Below are 16,657 nucleotides of genomic sequence, written 5' to 3'. Positions count from 1 at the left end.
AAAAGGCCGATAAGGCTTCTGACCATGCAGACCTTTTCAAGGGTTCCTACTAACTTGTAACAAAACCACTTCAAGTGGTCCAAGCGCAGCGTCCCAAACCTCCGCCTCTGGCGGAGGTCTATGACTTTCGACTGCCAGAATCAGGGGTCTCAGGCCCGGGAGAGCCGATCGAGAACACGTGGCAGAGCGGCCGCAAAGGCCTGCATCTCGGCCTCCGGTCCGGCACTCACCCGGATACACCGGTTGAGAGGCGCCGCACCCGGCATGCGGATGAAGACGCCGGCCTCATCCATCAGCCCATCCACGATGGCACGCGCGAAGGTCGCATCGCGACCGCAGTCGATGGCCACGAAATTGGTGGCCGATGGCAGAGCCTTGAGGCCCGCACGGTCGGCAATGTCCGCGATCGTCGCACGGGAGGCGGCAATGCGCGCGATCACGGTCTGCAGATAGGCCTGATCGTTCAACGCCGCTTCTGCCGCCGCCGTGCCGACCCGGTTCATACCGAAATGGTTGCGGATCTTGTCAAAGGCGGCGGCCGTTCCCGGCGCGGAGATCGCATAACCGACCCGCGCGCCGGCCAAGCCATAGGCTTTCGAGAATGTCCGCGTCCGCAGGATGTTGGGCCGGTCGATGAGCGAGGCGAGATCGGGGAGGGTGCCCGCCGGCGCCGTTTCACCATAGGCCTCGTCCAGCACCAGCAACGTCGTCTCCGGCAGGGCCCGAGCAAAGTCCACGATGCGTCCGGCATCCCACCAGCTGCCCATGGGATTGTCGGGATTGGCAAGGTAGACGAGCGGTGCATCCTCGCGCCGGACGGCTTCCAGCAGACCGTCGAGATTTTCGCGGTCGTTGCCGTCATAGGGCACGGTGCCCAGCCGCCCGCCATGGCCCGCGACGTGGAAGTTGAACGTGGGATAGCCGCCGAGAGAGGTCACCACCGGCATGCCGGGCTCGATGACCAGCCGCACGATCTGGCCGAGCAACCCGTCGATTCCCTCGCCGATCGCCAGATTGTCCGGCTGCACGCCGAGGTGCCGGGCAAGCGCCGCCTTCAGCTCGAAATTTTCAGGGTCATTGTATTTCCAGATGCCCGACAGCGCCGTCGTCATGGCCGCGATCACGCTCGGTGCCGGCCCGAAGCCACTCTCGTTCGCCCCGATCCGCGCCGTCAATCGCGCATGCCGCTGCCGCTCGATGGCTTCCGGCCCGACGAAGGGCACGGTGGCGGGCAGGGAACGGGCAAGCGGCGTAAAACGCGGGAAGGCTGACATGACGGGTCCGATGATCACGAAGGTCAGCCACCCTACTGCATAAATCCGCAAACCGGAATCGGTGACCGGAGAAAATTATGCAGCCAATGGAGGATGTTAGGCCGGGCCTCGCGCGTCATTCCCGACGCGCCGTCAAGACCCGGACAGCTCGCGATCACACAGAGGCATCGCCAAGCCAGCGCACGGCCATGAGACCGCAGGCCGCGCCGAGTGCGGTCAGGAACGTGCCCCAGATCATGTCCACCACGCTCAGCATCGCGGGCCAGTTCCGCAGCGTCGAGAGGTTGGTGATGTCGTAGGTTCCGTACGCGGCGAGACCCAGCACGGCACCGTAGCCGATCGCGGTCATCAGCGAGCCCGCGCGCAGACCCGGGAGAACCGCAAGGATGACGATGGCGGCGGCGAAAAACAGGTAGAAAACGGCGGCGACCACCAGATTGGGCTGCGGCGACATGAGGTCGCCGAGCTGGTCGCGATAGAATGTCCGCGCGACCAGGCCCAGCCAAACCGCATCGACGACGAGGAAGGAGAGAAGGGTGCCGGCATAGGCAATCAGATAGGTCTTCATCGTCGCGCTCCTGTTTCGCACGTCTACGAAGGCCGGGTGACAGCGGATTACTGCGGGCTGCGGAATTGATGGGCGCGGACGCGTAAGGGAGGTGGCGTCGGGTGCGTCGTCTACCGGGTGGCGATGCCGTTATGGGCGAAATCCATCCGGATCAGCTGCCGAATGAACGCCTGCGACAGCTGCATGTTGAAGCGCACGCCGAGTTCCGAGCCGACACGGTGAACCACGGTGCTGCCGATCTCCTCGGGAAAGCCGACGATCTCCACGAAGAAATGCTGCGGCAGGTGGACCGCGGGATTGAAGTCGATCATGGCGCCGCCGATCGAGATATGGCGCAGCAGGCCGTTATACTTCGTCTTCGGCTTCAGATGCTGGCCAACGACGAGGATGCGGCAAGGCCGCTCCACGAAAAAGTGCTTGTAGGTCGCACTCGTCTGCCCCGGACGGGCCTCCGCCCTGTGCATGATCATGGACATGGGATTGCTCCGGTAAAGGTCGCTCTGTCGGTGGTCGGCCAAGCCTTAAGACATCAAGCTTGTTTCGACCTTGCCGCGGGCTCTGCGCGATCATGCGGTCCAAACGTCGGTTTGTCCTGCGATTTCAACGCGCCTCCTCGGCCCGTTTACGATGCGGCCCGAAAGCGTAAGTTTGCGGTTCCATTATTCGGGGTTCTCCGCTAGAAAATTGCACAGGAGGAGATTTTTCAACGAGGGGCACGGCACCGATCGGCGCTGGGCTCCAAGGTAGGATCTATGAAAAAATTTCTCTTTCAGAATGAATTGACCTCGGGCGACAAGCTCTCGACAGCCGAGCTGCAGAATTTGTTGAACGGCTTTCTCCTTTTCAACGAGTCCGACTATATCCGCGCCAATCCGGACGTCCGCCAGGCCGTCCAGAGAGGGGAATTCCCGTCGGGTTTCGCGCACTTCCAGGAGCGCGGCAACATGGAACGTCGCTTCCCGGGCTTCAACGGCTTCAAGTGGGACGACTACATCAAGGCCAATGCCGACCTCGCGCATTTTCGCGAAGACCCCAATCCGGAAGCCCGCGCCAAGGCGCACTTCAAGGAAAACGGCTATACCGAAGGCCGCCAGCTCGAGCCCTGACGGACACGTCGCCCTGTCCTGAGAAAAAGGCGCAGCGGGCCAACGCCCCGATCCCGAGAGCTGCGCCCGCCGCGCGTCTCTCCCCGGCACCCGAAGCGCCGCATCGGATGACCGATCAGCGATATCATTGCTGGAAAGACCAAATAGCCCTTGATCCCCACGTGGATTGATCCTATCAGGGGCCTCGACGGAGAGGTGGCCGAGTGGTCGAAGGCGCTCCCCTGCTAAGGGAGTATACCCGGAAGGGTATCGTGGGTTCGAATCCCATCTTCTCCGCCATTCCCCATGATGACGCCCGTCCGCCAGCAGTGTTCCCTCGAGAGCTGCCGTTTCCCCTAGAGAGAGCACTTTTCCGCTGCATGATCAGACATCGGTTCGCTTCGGCAGCGATCGAATAGGCTTCCCAGCAAAGCGCACCTCCGGTTGATCGCCCTCTCGATGTGATTCCGGCGTCCAACGAAGACCGATCGCCGCCCCGTCGTCGCTGACGTCCAAACCGGTGTGATAGACCACGTCACGGCGGTGCTGACGGCCGTCTGCCGCACCTCCCGCCTCTTGATCGTCCGTCCGCCCGGCGCCACATATGGGGCGAAAGGAGGATCGTGATGAAAGAGCCCCGTCTTCTGCCGGATGCTATCGAGGCTGGTGCGATCGAGCTTGTCGAGCGTGTTGCCACGCGCCATCGTCAGACGCGCAAATATGGCAGCGTCACGATCATCGTTCCCGATGTCCTGCATGACGGCATGCCGGCGGGGGAGTATGAGGTCGTGATCCGCCGCAAGGTCTCGGCGCTGGGCGACAGGCTGAAGCGGCTGGACAATCCCTGGATGCGATTCTTCGATCAATAGCGGTGATTGCCGCGGTCGTTCGTGCGGGGACAGCGAAGGTGGGGAGGCGGGACGGACCACTTAAGCGGCCCTGCAAATTCCCGGTTTTTGCCGAGCTTTCCCGGCGACGAACGGCAGGTGAGGTGCTAACGTCGGCTAATGGTTCTCTTCTCGGTTCACCACAAGACGTCCTATCGTTACAAGCGGCCGGTTGCCTTCGGCGAACACCGGCTGATGTTTCGGCCGCGCGACAGTTTCGACCAGACGCTGCTGGAGGCCTCGCTCCACGTCTCCCCGGACCCGAGCTACGTGCGCTGGGTCCATGACGTGTTCGGCAATTGCGTGGCCCTGGTCGGCTTCGACAAGCCGGCGCGGGAGCTGACGTTCGAAACGCTGATCCGGCTCGAGCACACGCCGCATGTGCCGATCGATTTCGTCATTGACGAGGAGGCGCGAACCTATCCGTTCTCCTACGATCCCGAAGAAGCCTTCGATCTCGAACAAACGATGAAGCGGCATTGTCCCGATCCGGACGATCAGGTCGGCAAATGGGCGCGCCAGTTCGTGCGGGTCGGCCGGCCGACGGAGACCGGGCATCTGTTGATGACGCTCTGCTATGCGATCCGCGAGGGCTTCGTCTATGCGCGGCGGCTGGAGCATGGCACGCAGCAACCCCTGGAAACCCTGCGCCTGCGCAAGGGGACCTGCCGCGATTTCGCACTGCTGATGATGGAAGCCGCACGCTCTCTCGGTCTCGCGGCGCGATTCGTCACCGGCTATATCTACGTGCCGAGCCGGGATGGGCAGCGCACGCTGGGCGGCGGCTCGACCCATGCCTGGTGCCAGGTCTACCTGCCCGGCGCCGGCTGGGTGGAGTTCGATCCGACCAACGGCATCGTCGGTAACCGCGATCTGATCCGCGTCGGCGTGGCTCGCACGCCTCGGCAGGCGGTGCCGCTGTCGGGCAGCTATGACGGCAAGAAGGGCGACTTCGACAGCATGACCGTGCAGGTCAATGTGGTCAGCGAGGCGTCGATGACGGCCAGCGACCCGTCTGCCGACGAGCCTGCAGCACATACCGATCCGCCGCATACCGCAGACACCGAGACGCCGGACCGTGAGCGCTCGAAACAATCCGCATCCTGACCCGTTTCGCATGACCCTGCCGTCACCTCCCACCGAAGGATAGAGCATTTGAAGATCAAAGCCGGTTTCCACATCAGCTATGAATGCCAACAGGACACCGCCATGCTGCTGGTGCTCAACATTCATCCTTCCAGGCGCGTGGACCTGCTGACGGATCAGGTTTTGCAGTTCGATCGGCCGATCGAGGCCTGGGAATATGTCGATGGCTTCGGAAACAGCTGCAGCCGCATCGTCGCGCCGGCCGGCATCACGACGCTTTCGACCACGTTCGAGATCTACGACAGCGGCCAGCCCGATCTCATTCCCTATGATGCCGTGCAGCATTCGATCAAGGATCTGCCCGACGACGTGCTCGTCTTCCTGCTCGGCAGCCGCTATTGCGACACCGACCGCCTTTCGAACTTCGCCTGGCAGACCTTCTCGCATGTGCCTCCGGGCTGGCCACGCGTGGCGGCGATCATGGACTTCACGCACAACCGCATCCGGTTCGACTATCAGAAGGCGGATGCGACGCGCTCGGCCTATGGCGGGTTCACCGACCAGACCGGCGTCTGCCGCGATTTCGCCCATCTCGCCATCACGCTCTGCCGGGCGATGAATATCCCGGCGCGCTACTGCACCGGCTATCTCGGCGATATCGGCGTGCCGGTCGATGTCAATCCGATGGATTTCAGCGCCTGGTTCGAAGTCTATCTGGGCGGGCACTGGCACACGGCCGACGCGCGCCACAACAAGCCCCGAATCGGCCGCATCCTCATGGCGACCGGACGCGATGCGACGGACGTCGCGCTCTCCACCGCCTTCGGACCGGCAACGCTCGTGCGCTTCGATGTCGTGACGGATGAAATGCCGCACGATGGCGGCCAGTAGGGCGCCATACGTTCTGTTGGACTGAAGCCTCTTCTCCCGGTGATCATGGCGAAGAGGATTTCTATGATGGGGGAGGTGTCCCCGATCCGCACAGTGTCATGGATGCCACGGACGGGGGAGGCGGGGCGGCGCGTTCGCAGAGCGCCAAGCCATCGGCGATCCGCCGCTAGCATGCCTGCTCCGGCTGCGTCTGCTGCGGCATGCGTTTCGTCCGTGTTGTGGTCGAGGCCTTCTTGTTGGCACGCTCCAGCACCGGCACGCAGAGGTCGAGGTCGTGCGAGGCAAGATGGGCGTAGCGCATCGTCATCTGCAGCGTCTGGTGGCCGAGCCACATCTGGACGCGGCGAATGTCGATGCCGCCGCGCACGAGGCGTGAGGCGCAGGTGTGGCGCAGCACGTGCGGCACCAGATCCGGATCGTCAAGAAATCCGGCATCCTGCTTGGCGAGCTTCCACACGGTGCGGAATTGCTGCTGGTCGATGCCGGAGAAGGGCCCAAGGCCGCGGGCGGTGGCGTGGCCGATGGCTTTGCGCGCCCGCGTCGTCAGCGGTACGGAACGGCTGCGCCCGGATTTCGTGATCCAGAAGGTGGCCATGGACCCCTGCAGGTCGTTCCAGCGAAGGCCGAGCGCCTCGCCGAGGCGCGCACCGCTGTCGACCAGGAAGATGCAGAGCCGTTCATAGAGCGCATTGCGCGCGCCGATCGCGGCGAACAGCCGGACCTCTTCGTCATGTTCGAGGAACCGGACGCGTCCGGCGCGCTCCTTCTTACGGGTGAAGTCGGGCAGGACCGTGATGTCGCCCATCTTGTGCGCCTTGCGCAGAAGCTTGCTCAGCGCCGACATTTTGCGATTGATCGTGGCATTGCTGTTGCCGCGCTTGCGCAGCGCATTCACCAGCCGGTCGAGCATATCCTGGGAAACGCCCGTAAATTCCTTTTCCGGCATCATGTCATAGAGATCGTAGATGAAGGCGACGACATTGGCCTTGTGCTTGCCGCTTTCCCAGAGCGTGTCGCCATAGCGCTCGAGAAGGGTGACGAGCGTATGCGTGGCCGGCGGTTCGACGTCGCCCCCGGCGCGCAGCGTGTAGGAGAGTCCTGAAAACGAACCGGCGCCATAGGACTGCGCTACGAAGGGTTTGCCGTTCATATCCATGAATGCCGTCTCCAATGATGCACCCCCGCAAGGGCGCCTATGCAGGTACTCTCTGCTCGGCCCTGAACGGCTCCGCAGCGCGATGGACGCAGTCCGGCAGTGACAGCATCGGGATGCGATGCAGACCTTGCGGACCAGGGAAGCGGGACCGCTTCGGATGTTTCGGGAGCTCGATCAGTGCAGGAAGGCACACGATCAAGCATAATCAATATGCCTTATACAGCGCATACTTATTTTCAAAATTCCAAAACCACAAGGCCCGCAGTTCGTGAGAACTGCAGGCTTTATTTTTTCGGGTGTCAGACCTTCACATCAGAAGGTCTGACGACGTTGCGAAAGCGTGACTTAGAAGTCGCGCTGCAGACGGAGGAAGCCGGTCCACTTTTCGGAGTCCGGGCCGGCGTCGTTGTTTTCGTCGTAGTAGTTGACGGTCGCCAGGGTCTTCAGGCCGGTCGTGATCTGGTACTGAGCGGTGACGCCAGCCTTCCACGCATCGATGTTGCTGTTGAACTTGACGTTGCCGAAGTACTGGGCGCCGGGGGTGATCGTCAGCTTGTCCGTTGCCTTGATGGCGTAGGAAGCAGCGACAGCCCATTCAGACTTGGACCAGTAGTAGCTCGGGTCCGTGGCGTAGATGCCAGCGACAGCGAGCGAGCCCGGGCCGACATCGGCGGTGACGATGGCGCGGAAGGCGGCTTCGTCAACGTTGAAGTCGTAGGAACCGATGAGGTTTGCCGAGACGCCGCCCAGCGTGTAGCCGAGCTTGCCGGAAACGCCGACGTCGTCGTTGGACTTGACGTTGGTGGATGCCAGTTCTTCGACAGCAACACCGAGGATGACCGGGCCACCTTCATAGGTGTAGCGGATGCTGTTCTGGAGGGTTTCTTCCGAACCGATCGAGTCGGTCTCGCCGGCAATGCCGTCGTCCCACCAGTTGTAGAAGTAACCGACGTCGAAGCCAGCGATATTGATCCAGGCGCCGTCGAGCAGCGTGTCCTTGGTGTCGTTGGCTTCCAGGTTGATGTAGCCGGTCAGCGCGCCGAATTCGGTGTCGCTCTTGGCTTCGATGGTCAGATAGCCCTTCGTCTGGGCATCATAGTCGCCATACTGCTTGTCGTCGTTGAAACGATCCTTGGCGCCAAATGCGTCTTCGTCGTACTTGATCTGCGTACGGACGTAGCCGCCGATCTTGAGGCAGGTTTCCGTGCCCGGGATGTAGAAGTAGCCGGTGCCGAAGGCGTCGCAGACGCGAACGTATTCCAGTGCTTCCGGTTCGGCAGCGACGATAGCGTCGGCAGCGTGTGCGCCGGATACTGCTGCGAGAGCAGCAGCGGAGCCGAGAAGAAGGCTCTTAATGTTCATTTCTGACCTCCAGTCAAAAATGAGTCCGAACTTACCAAACGTCCGGCATACAGGGCTTTCCGGCTGCGAGGCCCCCGCCCGGCTGCGCGGCGCCGTCTCCACCGGCCGATGGCGGCGATGCCGTGCAGGCGCGCGATCGCGTAGACGAAGGTCCCGATATCGATTCTCCAGGCGGGAATCAGGCGTGGCGACCGATTCTCCAGCCGGGCGGAAGGGCATGGCGCCCGGGTGTCCGGGCGGCTGATCGCAGCGGCGAGAGGGCCTCGAGCGCGGCGCAGCCCCTGTTTTGCCACGTTCCGCACCAGTTTCGCGCAAGCCTCAACCGGGCTAAGCACTTCGCAACAAACGATTTTCTTAAGGTCTCATTAAGACTTCGGACCCCGGATGGCCATTTTGTGTCGTTTCAGCAACAGGACATGCGGAAGGGCGGACGAAAGGAGGCGGGATAGCAAGTTGGTGATTGCGCCATCGGCCGCGTCAGGTATTTTCAAATCCAGAAGCAAGGGCGGTTGATCGCCAACTTCTGAAGTGTTGGGGATGGGGCAGGGAACGCTGTCCTTCAGCAAAATACCCAGACCCGTTTTAAACTTTTGACTGGAGGTCAGAAATGAACATTAAGAGCCTTCTTCTCGGCTCCGCTGCCGCTCTCGCAGCAGTATCCGGCGCACACGCTGCCGACGCTATCGTCGCTGCTGAACCGGAAGCAATGGAATACGTTCGCGTTTGCGACGCTTTCGGCACCGGCTACTTCTACATCCCGGGCACGGAAACCTGCCTCAAGATCGGCGGCTACGTTCGTACGGAACTTCGCTTCAACGAAAATTCCTACGGTGCAAACGGCCGTGGCGACTACGACGCTTACTCGCGTGGTTACCTGACGTTCGCTGCCAAGAACGACACGGAATACGGCACGCTGTCGTCCTACATCAACCTTCAGGCTGATACCGAAAGCGACGTATTCCTTGACGGCGCATGGATCAACATCGCTGGTTTCGACGTCGGTTACTTCTACAGCTACTGGGACGATGGTCTCTCTGGCGAAACCGACTCGCTCGACTCTTCGTTCGGCGCTCTGCAGAACTCGGCTCGTTACACCTATGATGCCGGCTCTTTCGTCGCCAGCGTTTCGGTTGAAGAAGTTGAAAACACCTACTTCACCGACCGCAACAGCAACAACGACCTCGGCGTAACCGGCAAGCTCGGCGCGACGATCGGCGGCTTCAACGTCTACGGTCTCGCTTCCTACGACGTCGACGTCGAAGAAGCAGCTTTCCGCCTGCTCGCCACGGCTGAAATCGGCCCGGGCACGTTCGGCATCGCTGGCCAGTACGCCACGAACCCGAACTACTACTACGACCGCGCTGAATGGACCGTTGCAGCTGAATACGCTGTCAAGGCAACCGACAAGCTGACGATCACCCCGGCCGCTCAGTACTTCGGCAACGTCCGCACGGGCAGCCAGTTCAACAACGACCTCGACGCTTGGAAGGTTGGTCTGACGGCTGGCTACCAGGTTACGGAAGGCCTGCGCACGCTGGCAACCGTCAACTACACGAAGTTCGACGGCGACGCAGCTGATCGTCTCGTATCCGACGACCAGTGGACGGGCTTCCTCCGCCTGCAGCGCGACTTCTAATATCACTTGACCTCACGGTCATTGATGGAAAACCCGGCAGAGATGCCGGGTTTTTTCGTATGTGGACGCGACGGGCGCCGGGAAACCCTGCGCTGCCTGTCAGCGGCTCACGCCAATGTTGCGAGAAAGTCCGCGACCGGCGCGATGACGCCGGGAAGGTGGAGGAGGGGGGCGTGCCCCTGGCCGGGCACCGTCAGGGACCACAGTCCGGGATGGCGCCGGGCCATGTCCGAAACCGTCTTTTGCGAGAGAAGAGACGATGTCTCGCCGCGGATCACCATGAGCGGCTGTTCCCGCAGGCCATCGAAGAGGGGCCAGAGATCGGCGAGGGGCGTCTCGGCCGAGAGTTCGAGGAGCGGCGCGACGAGGGCGGGGTCGAAATCGGGCAGGATGACGCCATCCGTTTCGCGATAGAGGCTCTGTGCCATTTCGTCCCAGTCCACAGCACGAAGGGCGGGAAAGGCCGGTCCGTGCAGCATTTTCAGCGCTGCGGCCGCCGCACGCCATGATGTGTAGCGGCCTTCGTCGTTCAGATAGCGGGCGATGGCCAGCAGTCCGCCGATCTCGATCACGGGCCCGATATCGTTGAGAATATTGGCCCGTGAAAGTCCGGGCGCAATGCCGGGCAGGAGATGGAGAATCAAGCCGCCGCGCGACGTTCCAACGAAAATGGCGGCCTCGATGCCGAGCGCGCCGCAGATGTCCACGACGTCGCCCGCCTCGACGGAGAGCTGGTAGCGGCTCGGGTCCGGATCCCAGTTGGATCGCCCGCGCCCGCGATAATCGATCGCGATCACACGTCGCGGCCTCATCCGATCGTTCGAGATCGCCCGGGCAAAGCCATGGAAGTCGCGGGAATTGCGGCTGAGACCGGGAAGACAGATGACGGGCAGGGTATCGTCACCGTCTGCCGAGGGGCGGGCGGCAGGATAGTCCGCCGCAAAGAGCGTCAGCCGATCGCGAACCCGGATGAAATGCTCGACGATCCCGTTTCTGTCCATCTGTCCTCCCTTCGCGGAGGTTCTTCTCGCTCCGCGGTGCCGGTACTCCCGTCATTATAGAAGGTAGGAGGACGATGGCGAAAGGACGAATGGAGGTAGAGATCGCCCGGTCAGGACGACTGCCGCCCCATCCGTAGATCCTCGACGATATCGGCGCTCTGGCCGAGGCGCGATTTATAGACCTGGTAGTTCTCCATGACCCGCTGCACGTAGTTGCGCGTCTCGGCAAAGGGAATGCGCTCGATCCAGTCCACCACCTCGTCGATCGACTTGCCGCGTGGATCGCCGTAGCGGCCGATCCATTCCGGCACGCGGCGGGGGCCTGCATTGTAGGCGATGAAGGTCAGGATGTAGGACCCGCCGAAATCATTGATCTGCTCGCCGAGATAATGGGCGCCGAGCGTCGCATTGTATCCGGCATCCGTCGTCAGACGCTCTTTGGAATAGGGGATGCCGTGACGGCTCGCGACGAGCTTTGCGGTCGTCGGCAGGATTTGCAGCAGGCCGCGCGCATTGGCGGGCGACACGGCCGCAGGGTTGAAGGCGCTTTCCTGCCGCGCGATGGCATAGGCGAGCGCCTTGCCGGAGCCGGAAATATTGGCCGTGCCCGGAATGACCCCCAAGGGAAAGGCAAGCGCGGCGACATCGATTCCGCGGCCAAAGGCCAGCTTGCCGACCTGCAGCGCGAGACCGTGCGTGCGCGTCTTCTCGGCGCGGGCAGACAGAATCGCCAGCTCCCCGGGACTGGTCAGATTGTCGGCTAGTGCCAGATACAGCCGGTCGGCCCGCCATCCGTGACCGGCGGCCTCCAGCCGGCCGATGGCGCGAACGGCTTCCCGGCTCTCGAACCGCGTGCGGTCGTCGGCCGTGGGGCTCGGATAGGTCACGTTCAGCGTCTTGCGGCCGAGCTTCGCGCTTGCCAGCTGTCCATAGAATGTGCCCGAAAGGGCGGCGGCCTTGGCGTAATAGGTCTTCGCCTGGCCGGGGCCGCCCTTCTCGGCAGCACGGCCGAGCCAGTAATAGGCACGCGACACCGAAATCGGCCGGTTGGAAGCCTTGAGAATGCGCTCGAAATGCGTGGCGGCGGTCTGACCGTCCTGAAGACCGCGCAGCGCATACCAGCCGGCATGGAATTCCGCATCCACCACATCGGTCGCATCCGTCGCCACATGCGCGGCGGCGACGCGATAAGCGCCGCGGAAATCCCCGGCATCGGCAAGGCCGCGGCTGATGATCCGCTGCTCGACCCACCATTCCCCGGTATCGATCAGGCGTTCGGGATCCTTGGGCAGCTGCGACAGGAGCTTTGCGGCGGCGTCGTACTTCTCCTGCTTGCGCAACTGCTCGATCCGCACGAACAGAAAGGCCGGATCGCTGCTCCAGGACGGATCGACGGCGGCGATCAGCGCATCGGCATTCGCGGCCTTCTTCGACATGGCGAGCCAAGCGCGGTAGAGCGACTGCGCCTTGCCGAGATCGCTGAAGCGCGTCGCCTGCTCGAAACGGCCGCGATAGAGCAGCATTTCCATCCGGCGCTTGTGGTCTGCCGTCGTCAGCAGGCTCGGAAATTCCGCGAGCACCTTCGTTTCCGTCGCCACGTCCAGCGCTTTGGTCGCCCAGAGCGTGCGAAGCCGGGTTGCGGCCTGGCGCGTGTCACCCTTCGCCACCAGGGCCCGCGCGAGGATCAGCGTGCCCTCCGACGTTTCGGGCGCGGTGCTGCCGAAGGCCGCAAGCACGTCCTTGGGCGCCGGGTTTTCCCGGTAGAGCGCCCGTTCCGAGCTGGCGCGCAGCCCGCCGAGACCCGGCCAGCCTTTCAGGTCCTGCTGCGCGCGGGCGATTTCGTAGGAGGGAATGCCCTTCTGCGTCGATTGTGCGATGGCCCAGGTCAGGATGTGCCGGTCGAGCGTATCGTCGCCCATGGAATTGCGAACGGCGATGGCGCGCACGGGATCGCGATTCGTCAAGGCGTCGAGGCCGTCCTTGAGGGCTGCGACCGAGTCCGGGATGGTGCTGCGCGGAATGGCGCCGGTCATGCCGCCGTCCGTCATGCCGCTGAAGGCGGCCGGCGCCTTGGGAACGGGCACGAAGGCCTCTGCGGCGGATGCGACGGCTGTCGAACGGGAAACGGACGGGCGCGACAGGGGGAGGGGAACGCCGGCCGGCTCTGCCCGAGCGGCGACACCCGGGACCAGGAGCGTGCCAAGCCCGAGGGTGGAAACGCTCAGCGCGGCGATCAGTGTTCGATGGATGGCACCACGCATGAAAACTTTCCCGCCCATGATCAACCCGCCGTTCCGCAATCCTACAGCATTTGGCAATCGAGACACTAATGAAAGGTTAATGCCACATCGCCGATCCCGCCATTGCCGCGAGCCGTGACGGCATCGTGTTCAAAAATCCGCGTGATCTGCCCGAACCCCCGGCCGCCTCATCCGTTCCGCTCTGCATCGTCATTGCCAGTCAATGCTTGCCGCCGGAGACCGGGACGATTAAGGTGCCGGCAATTTTCTAACCATGAAATGCGGCCGAAGCATGGGTCTCCAGTGCCCGCGCGCCGTCAGGAGCAGTGCATGTTCAAGGGATCCATTCCCGCTCTCGTCACCCCGTTCACGCCGGCCGGCGCCGTGGATAAGGACGCATTCGTCGATCACGTCCAGTGGGTCATCTCCGAAGGCAGCCACGGTGTCGTTCCGGTGGGGACGACGGGGGAGTCCCCGACCTTGTCGCATGCCGAGCACAAGCGCGTCGTCGAACTCTGCATCGAGGCTGTCGGCGGTCGCGTGCCGGTCATCGCCGGAGCCGGGTCCAACAACACCCGCGAGGCGATCGAACTGGCCCAGCATGCGGAAAAGGCCGGTGCCGACGGTATCCTCGTCGTGACACCGTATTATAACAAGCCGACGCAAAAGGGACTTTATGCCCATTTTTCGGCGATCGCCGAAGCCGTCAAGCTGCCGATCGTCATCTACAACATCCCCGGCCGCTCGGTCATCGACATGTCGCCGGAAACCATGGGCGCCCTGCGCAAGGCCTATCCGTCGATCCTCGGTGTGAAGGACGCGACCGGCAAGATCGAGCGCGTCTCCGAGCAGCGCATCACCTGCGGTGCGGATTTCGTCCAGCTTTCGGGCGAAGATGCGACGGCACTCGGCTTCAACGCCCATGGCGGCGTCGGCTGCATCTCGGTCACCGCCAATGTCGCGCCGCGCCTGAGCGCAGCGTTTCAGGAGGCCACGCTCGCCGGCGACTTCGCCAAGGCACTCGCCTATCAGGACCAGCTGATGCCGCTGCACAAGGCCATCTTCATGGAGCCGGGCGTCTGTGGCTCGAAGTTCGCGCTGAACCGGCTGCGCGGCATGAGCCGGCACGTCCGCTCGCCGCTGATGCCGTCGCTCGAGCCGGCAACCGAAAGCGCCATCGAGGCGGCGCTCGTCCATGCCGGGCTGCTGAACTGATGGCCCCGAAGGGCAGCGAGCGCACCGTTCGCAAGATCGTCGCCGAAAACCGCAAGGCGCGCTACAATTACGAGATCCTCGACACCTACGAGGCCGGCCTCGTGCTGACCGGCACGGAGGTGAAGTCGCTGCGCGAGGGCAAGGCCAATATCGCCGAGTCCTACGCGACGGACGAGGGCGGCGAAATGTGGCTGATCAATTCCTATCTGCCGGAATATCTGCAGGCCAACCGCTTCAATCACGAGCCGCGCCGTCGCCGCAAGCTTCTCCTGTCCAAGCGCGAGGTGAACCGCCTGCAGGGTGCCGTGAACCGCGAGGGCATGTCGCTCATTCCCCTGAAAATCTATTTCAACGATCAGGGGCGCGCCAAGCTCGAACTGGCGCTCGGCAAGGGCAAGAAGCTGCACGACAAGCGCGAGAGCGAAAAAGAGCGCGACTGGAACCGGCAGAAGAGCCGTCTTCTGAAGGACCACTAGGGCCTGTCAGGTCCATTGCGAACGAGCGTGGCGCTCGATTCCAGTGTGATCGTTTGTCCCTCCGGGATAAGCGGATCTCCCGTATCCCTGACAAACTCCAAGGCGCGGAGACGCCGCGTCTTGGCGCCGTGCCGCCAATCGTGAGGCCGGATTATCCGTTCATGTCGTCCTGATGGACGGGTTCGACCGTGCGGGCGGCCCGTTCCGACGGGTCCCGTCCGATCTCCGCCTTCAGGCTGAGGAGGTCGATGAAATGGTCGGACTGGCGCCGCAGGTCGTCGGCGATCATCGGCGGCTGGGTCGACATGGTGGACACCACGGACACTTTCCGCCCCTTGCGCTGCAGCGCCTCCACGAGCGTGGTAAAATCGCCGTCTCCCGAAAAGATCACGAGGTGATCGACGGTTTCCGACTGTTCCATGGCATCGATGGCAAGCTCGATGTCCATATTGCCCTTGATCTTCCGGCGGCCGAGCGAATCGGTAAATTCCTTCGCGGGCTTCGTCACGACCTTGTAGCCGTTGTAGTCCAGCCAGTCGATCAGAGGGCGGATCGAGGAATATTCCTGATCCTCGATCAGCGCGGTGTAGTAATAGGCCCGCAGAAGATAGCCCCGCTTCTGAAAAGCTTTCAAAAGCTTACGATAATCGATGTCGAAGCCGAGGCTTTTCGACGCGGCGTACAGGTTCGCGCCGTCGATAAAGAGAGCTATTTTTTCGCGTGGATCGAACATCGGCATTCCTTCAGTCCGGCGATGCGTGCAAATTTTTCCTGTCCATCATCAGACGCGAAACAAGTGCATACCGGGGGTGTCATGATTATTGTCCTTATCGCACCAGTGATCGAGAGAAAAGTTCGATGGAGGACAAACGTCGTTCCAGCACAATTTTTCGCGGACCACTAGTCTCGATCGCAGATGCACACATCAACATGATAAACGGACCCCTAAATATGTGGTAGTCTGTTCTCTTTTCATGCAGATCTAATGTTGCAACCGGGCATTTGCAATTTGCACGATACAGTACAGAAACAATACTACTGGCGGGGTTGGCCCTTTATCGCGCGCCCTCTCATGAAAAACTTGAATTTTCAGGCCAATGGCTGTATCCGGCAACCAATCCGTTCCCGAGAGCCGGAAAGCCGCGCCAGCGTTGGTCGCTCTCGTCACCTTATCCGCGCAGGCAAGGCAGCTTTTGGCCGTGCCCGGCGCTTGAAACCATCGAAGGATACGCAATGGCCCGCGTTACGGTCGAAGATTGCATCGACAAGGTCGACAACCGCTTTGAGCTCGTGCTCCTCGCCAGCCACCGTGCGCGCCTGATCTCCCAGGGCGCGGCGATCACCATCGATCGCGACAACGACAAGAATCCGGTCGTCGCCCTGCGCGAGATCGCCGACGAGACGCTGTCGCCCGGCGATCTCAAGGAAGACCTGATCCATTCGCTGCAGAAGCATGTCGAAGTCGACGAGCCCGAAGCCGATCCGGCATCCATCACGGGCGGCGCGGCAAACTTCGCCGACGCCTCCGAGGACGACGATCAGCCGGAAGCCGTCACCTTCGACCGCATGACGGAAGAAGAGCTGCTGGCCGGCATCGAGGGCCTCGTTCCCCCGGAAAAGAGCGACGACTACTGATCGTCCCGCCCAGGCATACCATCTTCGAAGCGCCGGCATCGTCCGGCGCTTTGTCGTTCCGGCTTCTTCTCACATTCTGATTCCTGCGGTGCAACGCCGGCAGCGTCGCTGCGGCGGACTGCGTCGAACGGGTCGCTTCCCGGAT

Annotated in this window: 16 protein-coding genes and 1 tRNA gene; 9 read left to right on the top strand and 8 right to left on the bottom strand. The window is 62.4% G+C overall.

The annotated features are described in order from the left end of the window. Window positions 1–149 precede the first annotated feature (149 nt). From LRX75_RS08495 to LRX75_RS08485, 3 genes are all read right to left on the bottom strand, one after another. Window positions 150–1,274: a pyridoxal phosphate-dependent aminotransferase gene (locus LRX75_RS08495; RefSeq protein ID WP_231813444.1), complete on the bottom strand. Its 1,125-nt coding sequence runs from the start codon at window positions 1,272–1,274 to the stop codon at window positions 150–152. Between the two features lie 154 nt (window positions 1,275–1,428). After that, window positions 1,429–1,842, bottom strand: coding sequence for a DUF2177 family protein (locus LRX75_RS08490; protein WP_113150199.1), 414 nt, complete (start codon window positions 1,840–1,842; stop codon window positions 1,429–1,431). 110 nt (window positions 1,843–1,952) lie between these two features. Further along, entirely contained in the window at window positions 1,953–2,318 is a 366-nt protein-coding gene (locus tag LRX75_RS08485; RefSeq protein ID WP_231813443.1) for a PilZ domain-containing protein, read from the bottom strand. 276 nt (window positions 2,319–2,594) lie between these two features. Here LRX75_RS08485 and LRX75_RS08480 point away from each other — a divergent pair, with 276 nt between their 5' ends. From LRX75_RS08480 to LRX75_RS08460, 5 genes are all read left to right on the top strand, one after another. Next, window positions 2,595–2,948 carry a hypothetical protein gene (locus LRX75_RS08480; RefSeq protein ID WP_231813442.1) on the top strand — a complete coding sequence of 118 codons (354 nt, stop codon included), beginning with the start codon at window positions 2,595–2,597 and terminating at the stop codon, window positions 2,946–2,948. A gap of 189 nt (window positions 2,949–3,137) precedes the next feature. Beyond that, window positions 3,138–3,227 (top strand) — tRNA-Ser (locus LRX75_RS08475). Between the two features lie 326 nt (window positions 3,228–3,553). Then, window positions 3,554–3,796, top strand: a complete 243-nt coding sequence (locus LRX75_RS08470; protein ID WP_162742937.1) for a hypothetical protein — start codon at window positions 3,554–3,556, stop codon at window positions 3,794–3,796. A 138-nt stretch (window positions 3,797–3,934) separates the two neighbouring features. After that, entirely contained in the window at window positions 3,935–4,921 is a 987-nt protein-coding gene (locus LRX75_RS08465; RefSeq protein WP_231813441.1) for a transglutaminase family protein, read from the top strand. Between the two features lie 48 nt (window positions 4,922–4,969). Beyond that, complete coding sequence (locus tag LRX75_RS08460; RefSeq protein ID WP_231813440.1) at window positions 4,970–5,791, top strand: transglutaminase-like domain-containing protein; 822 nt, start codon at window positions 4,970–4,972, stop codon at window positions 5,789–5,791. A gap of 166 nt (window positions 5,792–5,957) precedes the next feature. Here the strand turns inward: LRX75_RS08460 and LRX75_RS08455 are convergent, their stop codons facing one another. Then, window positions 5,958–6,941: a tyrosine-type recombinase/integrase gene (locus LRX75_RS08455; RefSeq protein WP_420851174.1), complete on the bottom strand. Its 984-nt coding sequence runs from the start codon at window positions 6,939–6,941 to the stop codon at window positions 5,958–5,960. Between the two features lie 351 nt (window positions 6,942–7,292). Then, a complete protein-coding gene (locus LRX75_RS08450) occupies window positions 7,293–8,309 on the bottom strand; it encodes a porin (RefSeq protein WP_231813438.1) in 1,017 nt (338 codons plus the stop codon). Window positions 8,310–8,916: 607 nt separating this feature from the next. Here LRX75_RS08450 and LRX75_RS08445 point away from each other — a divergent pair. Then, window positions 8,917–9,945, top strand: coding sequence for a porin (locus LRX75_RS08445; RefSeq protein ID WP_231813437.1), 1,029 nt, complete (start codon window positions 8,917–8,919; stop codon window positions 9,943–9,945). A gap of 107 nt (window positions 9,946–10,052) precedes the next feature. On the opposite strand, the gene LRX75_RS08440 is transcribed toward LRX75_RS08445, so the two are convergent. Together LRX75_RS08440 and LRX75_RS08435 are read right to left on the bottom strand one after the other, a co-directional pair. Next, entirely contained in the window at window positions 10,053–10,946 is an 894-nt protein-coding gene (locus tag LRX75_RS08440; RefSeq protein ID WP_231813436.1) for an alpha/beta fold hydrolase, read from the bottom strand. 110 nt (window positions 10,947–11,056) lie between these two features. After that, window positions 11,057–13,207, bottom strand: coding sequence for a lytic transglycosylase domain-containing protein (locus LRX75_RS08435; protein WP_231813435.1), 2,151 nt, complete (start codon window positions 13,205–13,207; stop codon window positions 11,057–11,059). Window positions 13,208–13,516: 309 nt separating this feature from the next. Here LRX75_RS08435 and dapA point away from each other — a divergent pair, with 309 nt between their 5' ends. Both dapA and smpB read left to right on the top strand, forming a co-directional pair. Further along, window positions 13,517–14,401: a 4-hydroxy-tetrahydrodipicolinate synthase gene (gene dapA, locus LRX75_RS08430; protein WP_231813434.1), complete on the top strand. Its 885-nt coding sequence runs from the start codon at window positions 13,517–13,519 to the stop codon at window positions 14,399–14,401. Then, complete coding sequence (gene smpB, locus LRX75_RS08425; protein WP_113150211.1) at window positions 14,401–14,877, top strand: SsrA-binding protein SmpB; 477 nt, start codon at window positions 14,401–14,403, stop codon at window positions 14,875–14,877. The genes dapA and smpB overlap by 1 nt, the downstream gene beginning before the upstream one ends. Before the next feature lie 151 nt (window positions 14,878–15,028). Here the strand turns inward: smpB and LRX75_RS08420 are convergent, their stop codons facing one another. After that, the gene (locus tag LRX75_RS08420; protein ID WP_231813433.1) at window positions 15,029–15,610 is read right to left on the bottom strand and encodes a LabA-like NYN domain-containing protein; all 582 of its coding nucleotides are present in this window, start codon (window positions 15,608–15,610) and stop codon (window positions 15,029–15,031) included. Window positions 15,611–16,110: 500 nt separating this feature from the next. On the opposite strand from LRX75_RS08420, the gene rpoZ reads away from it, so the two are divergent. Next, window positions 16,111–16,512 carry a DNA-directed RNA polymerase subunit omega gene (rpoZ, locus tag LRX75_RS08415; protein ID WP_113150212.1) on the top strand — a complete coding sequence of 134 codons (402 nt, stop codon included), beginning with the start codon at window positions 16,111–16,113 and terminating at the stop codon, window positions 16,510–16,512. The last annotated feature ends 145 nt before the right edge of the window (window positions 16,513–16,657 follow it).

This window comes from Rhizobium quercicola, from assembly GCF_021168455.1.
GTDB lineage: Bacteria > Pseudomonadota > Alphaproteobacteria > Rhizobiales > Rhizobiaceae > Ferranicluibacter > Ferranicluibacter quercicola.
This window is presented reverse-complemented; position numbering and strand designations above follow the sequence as displayed.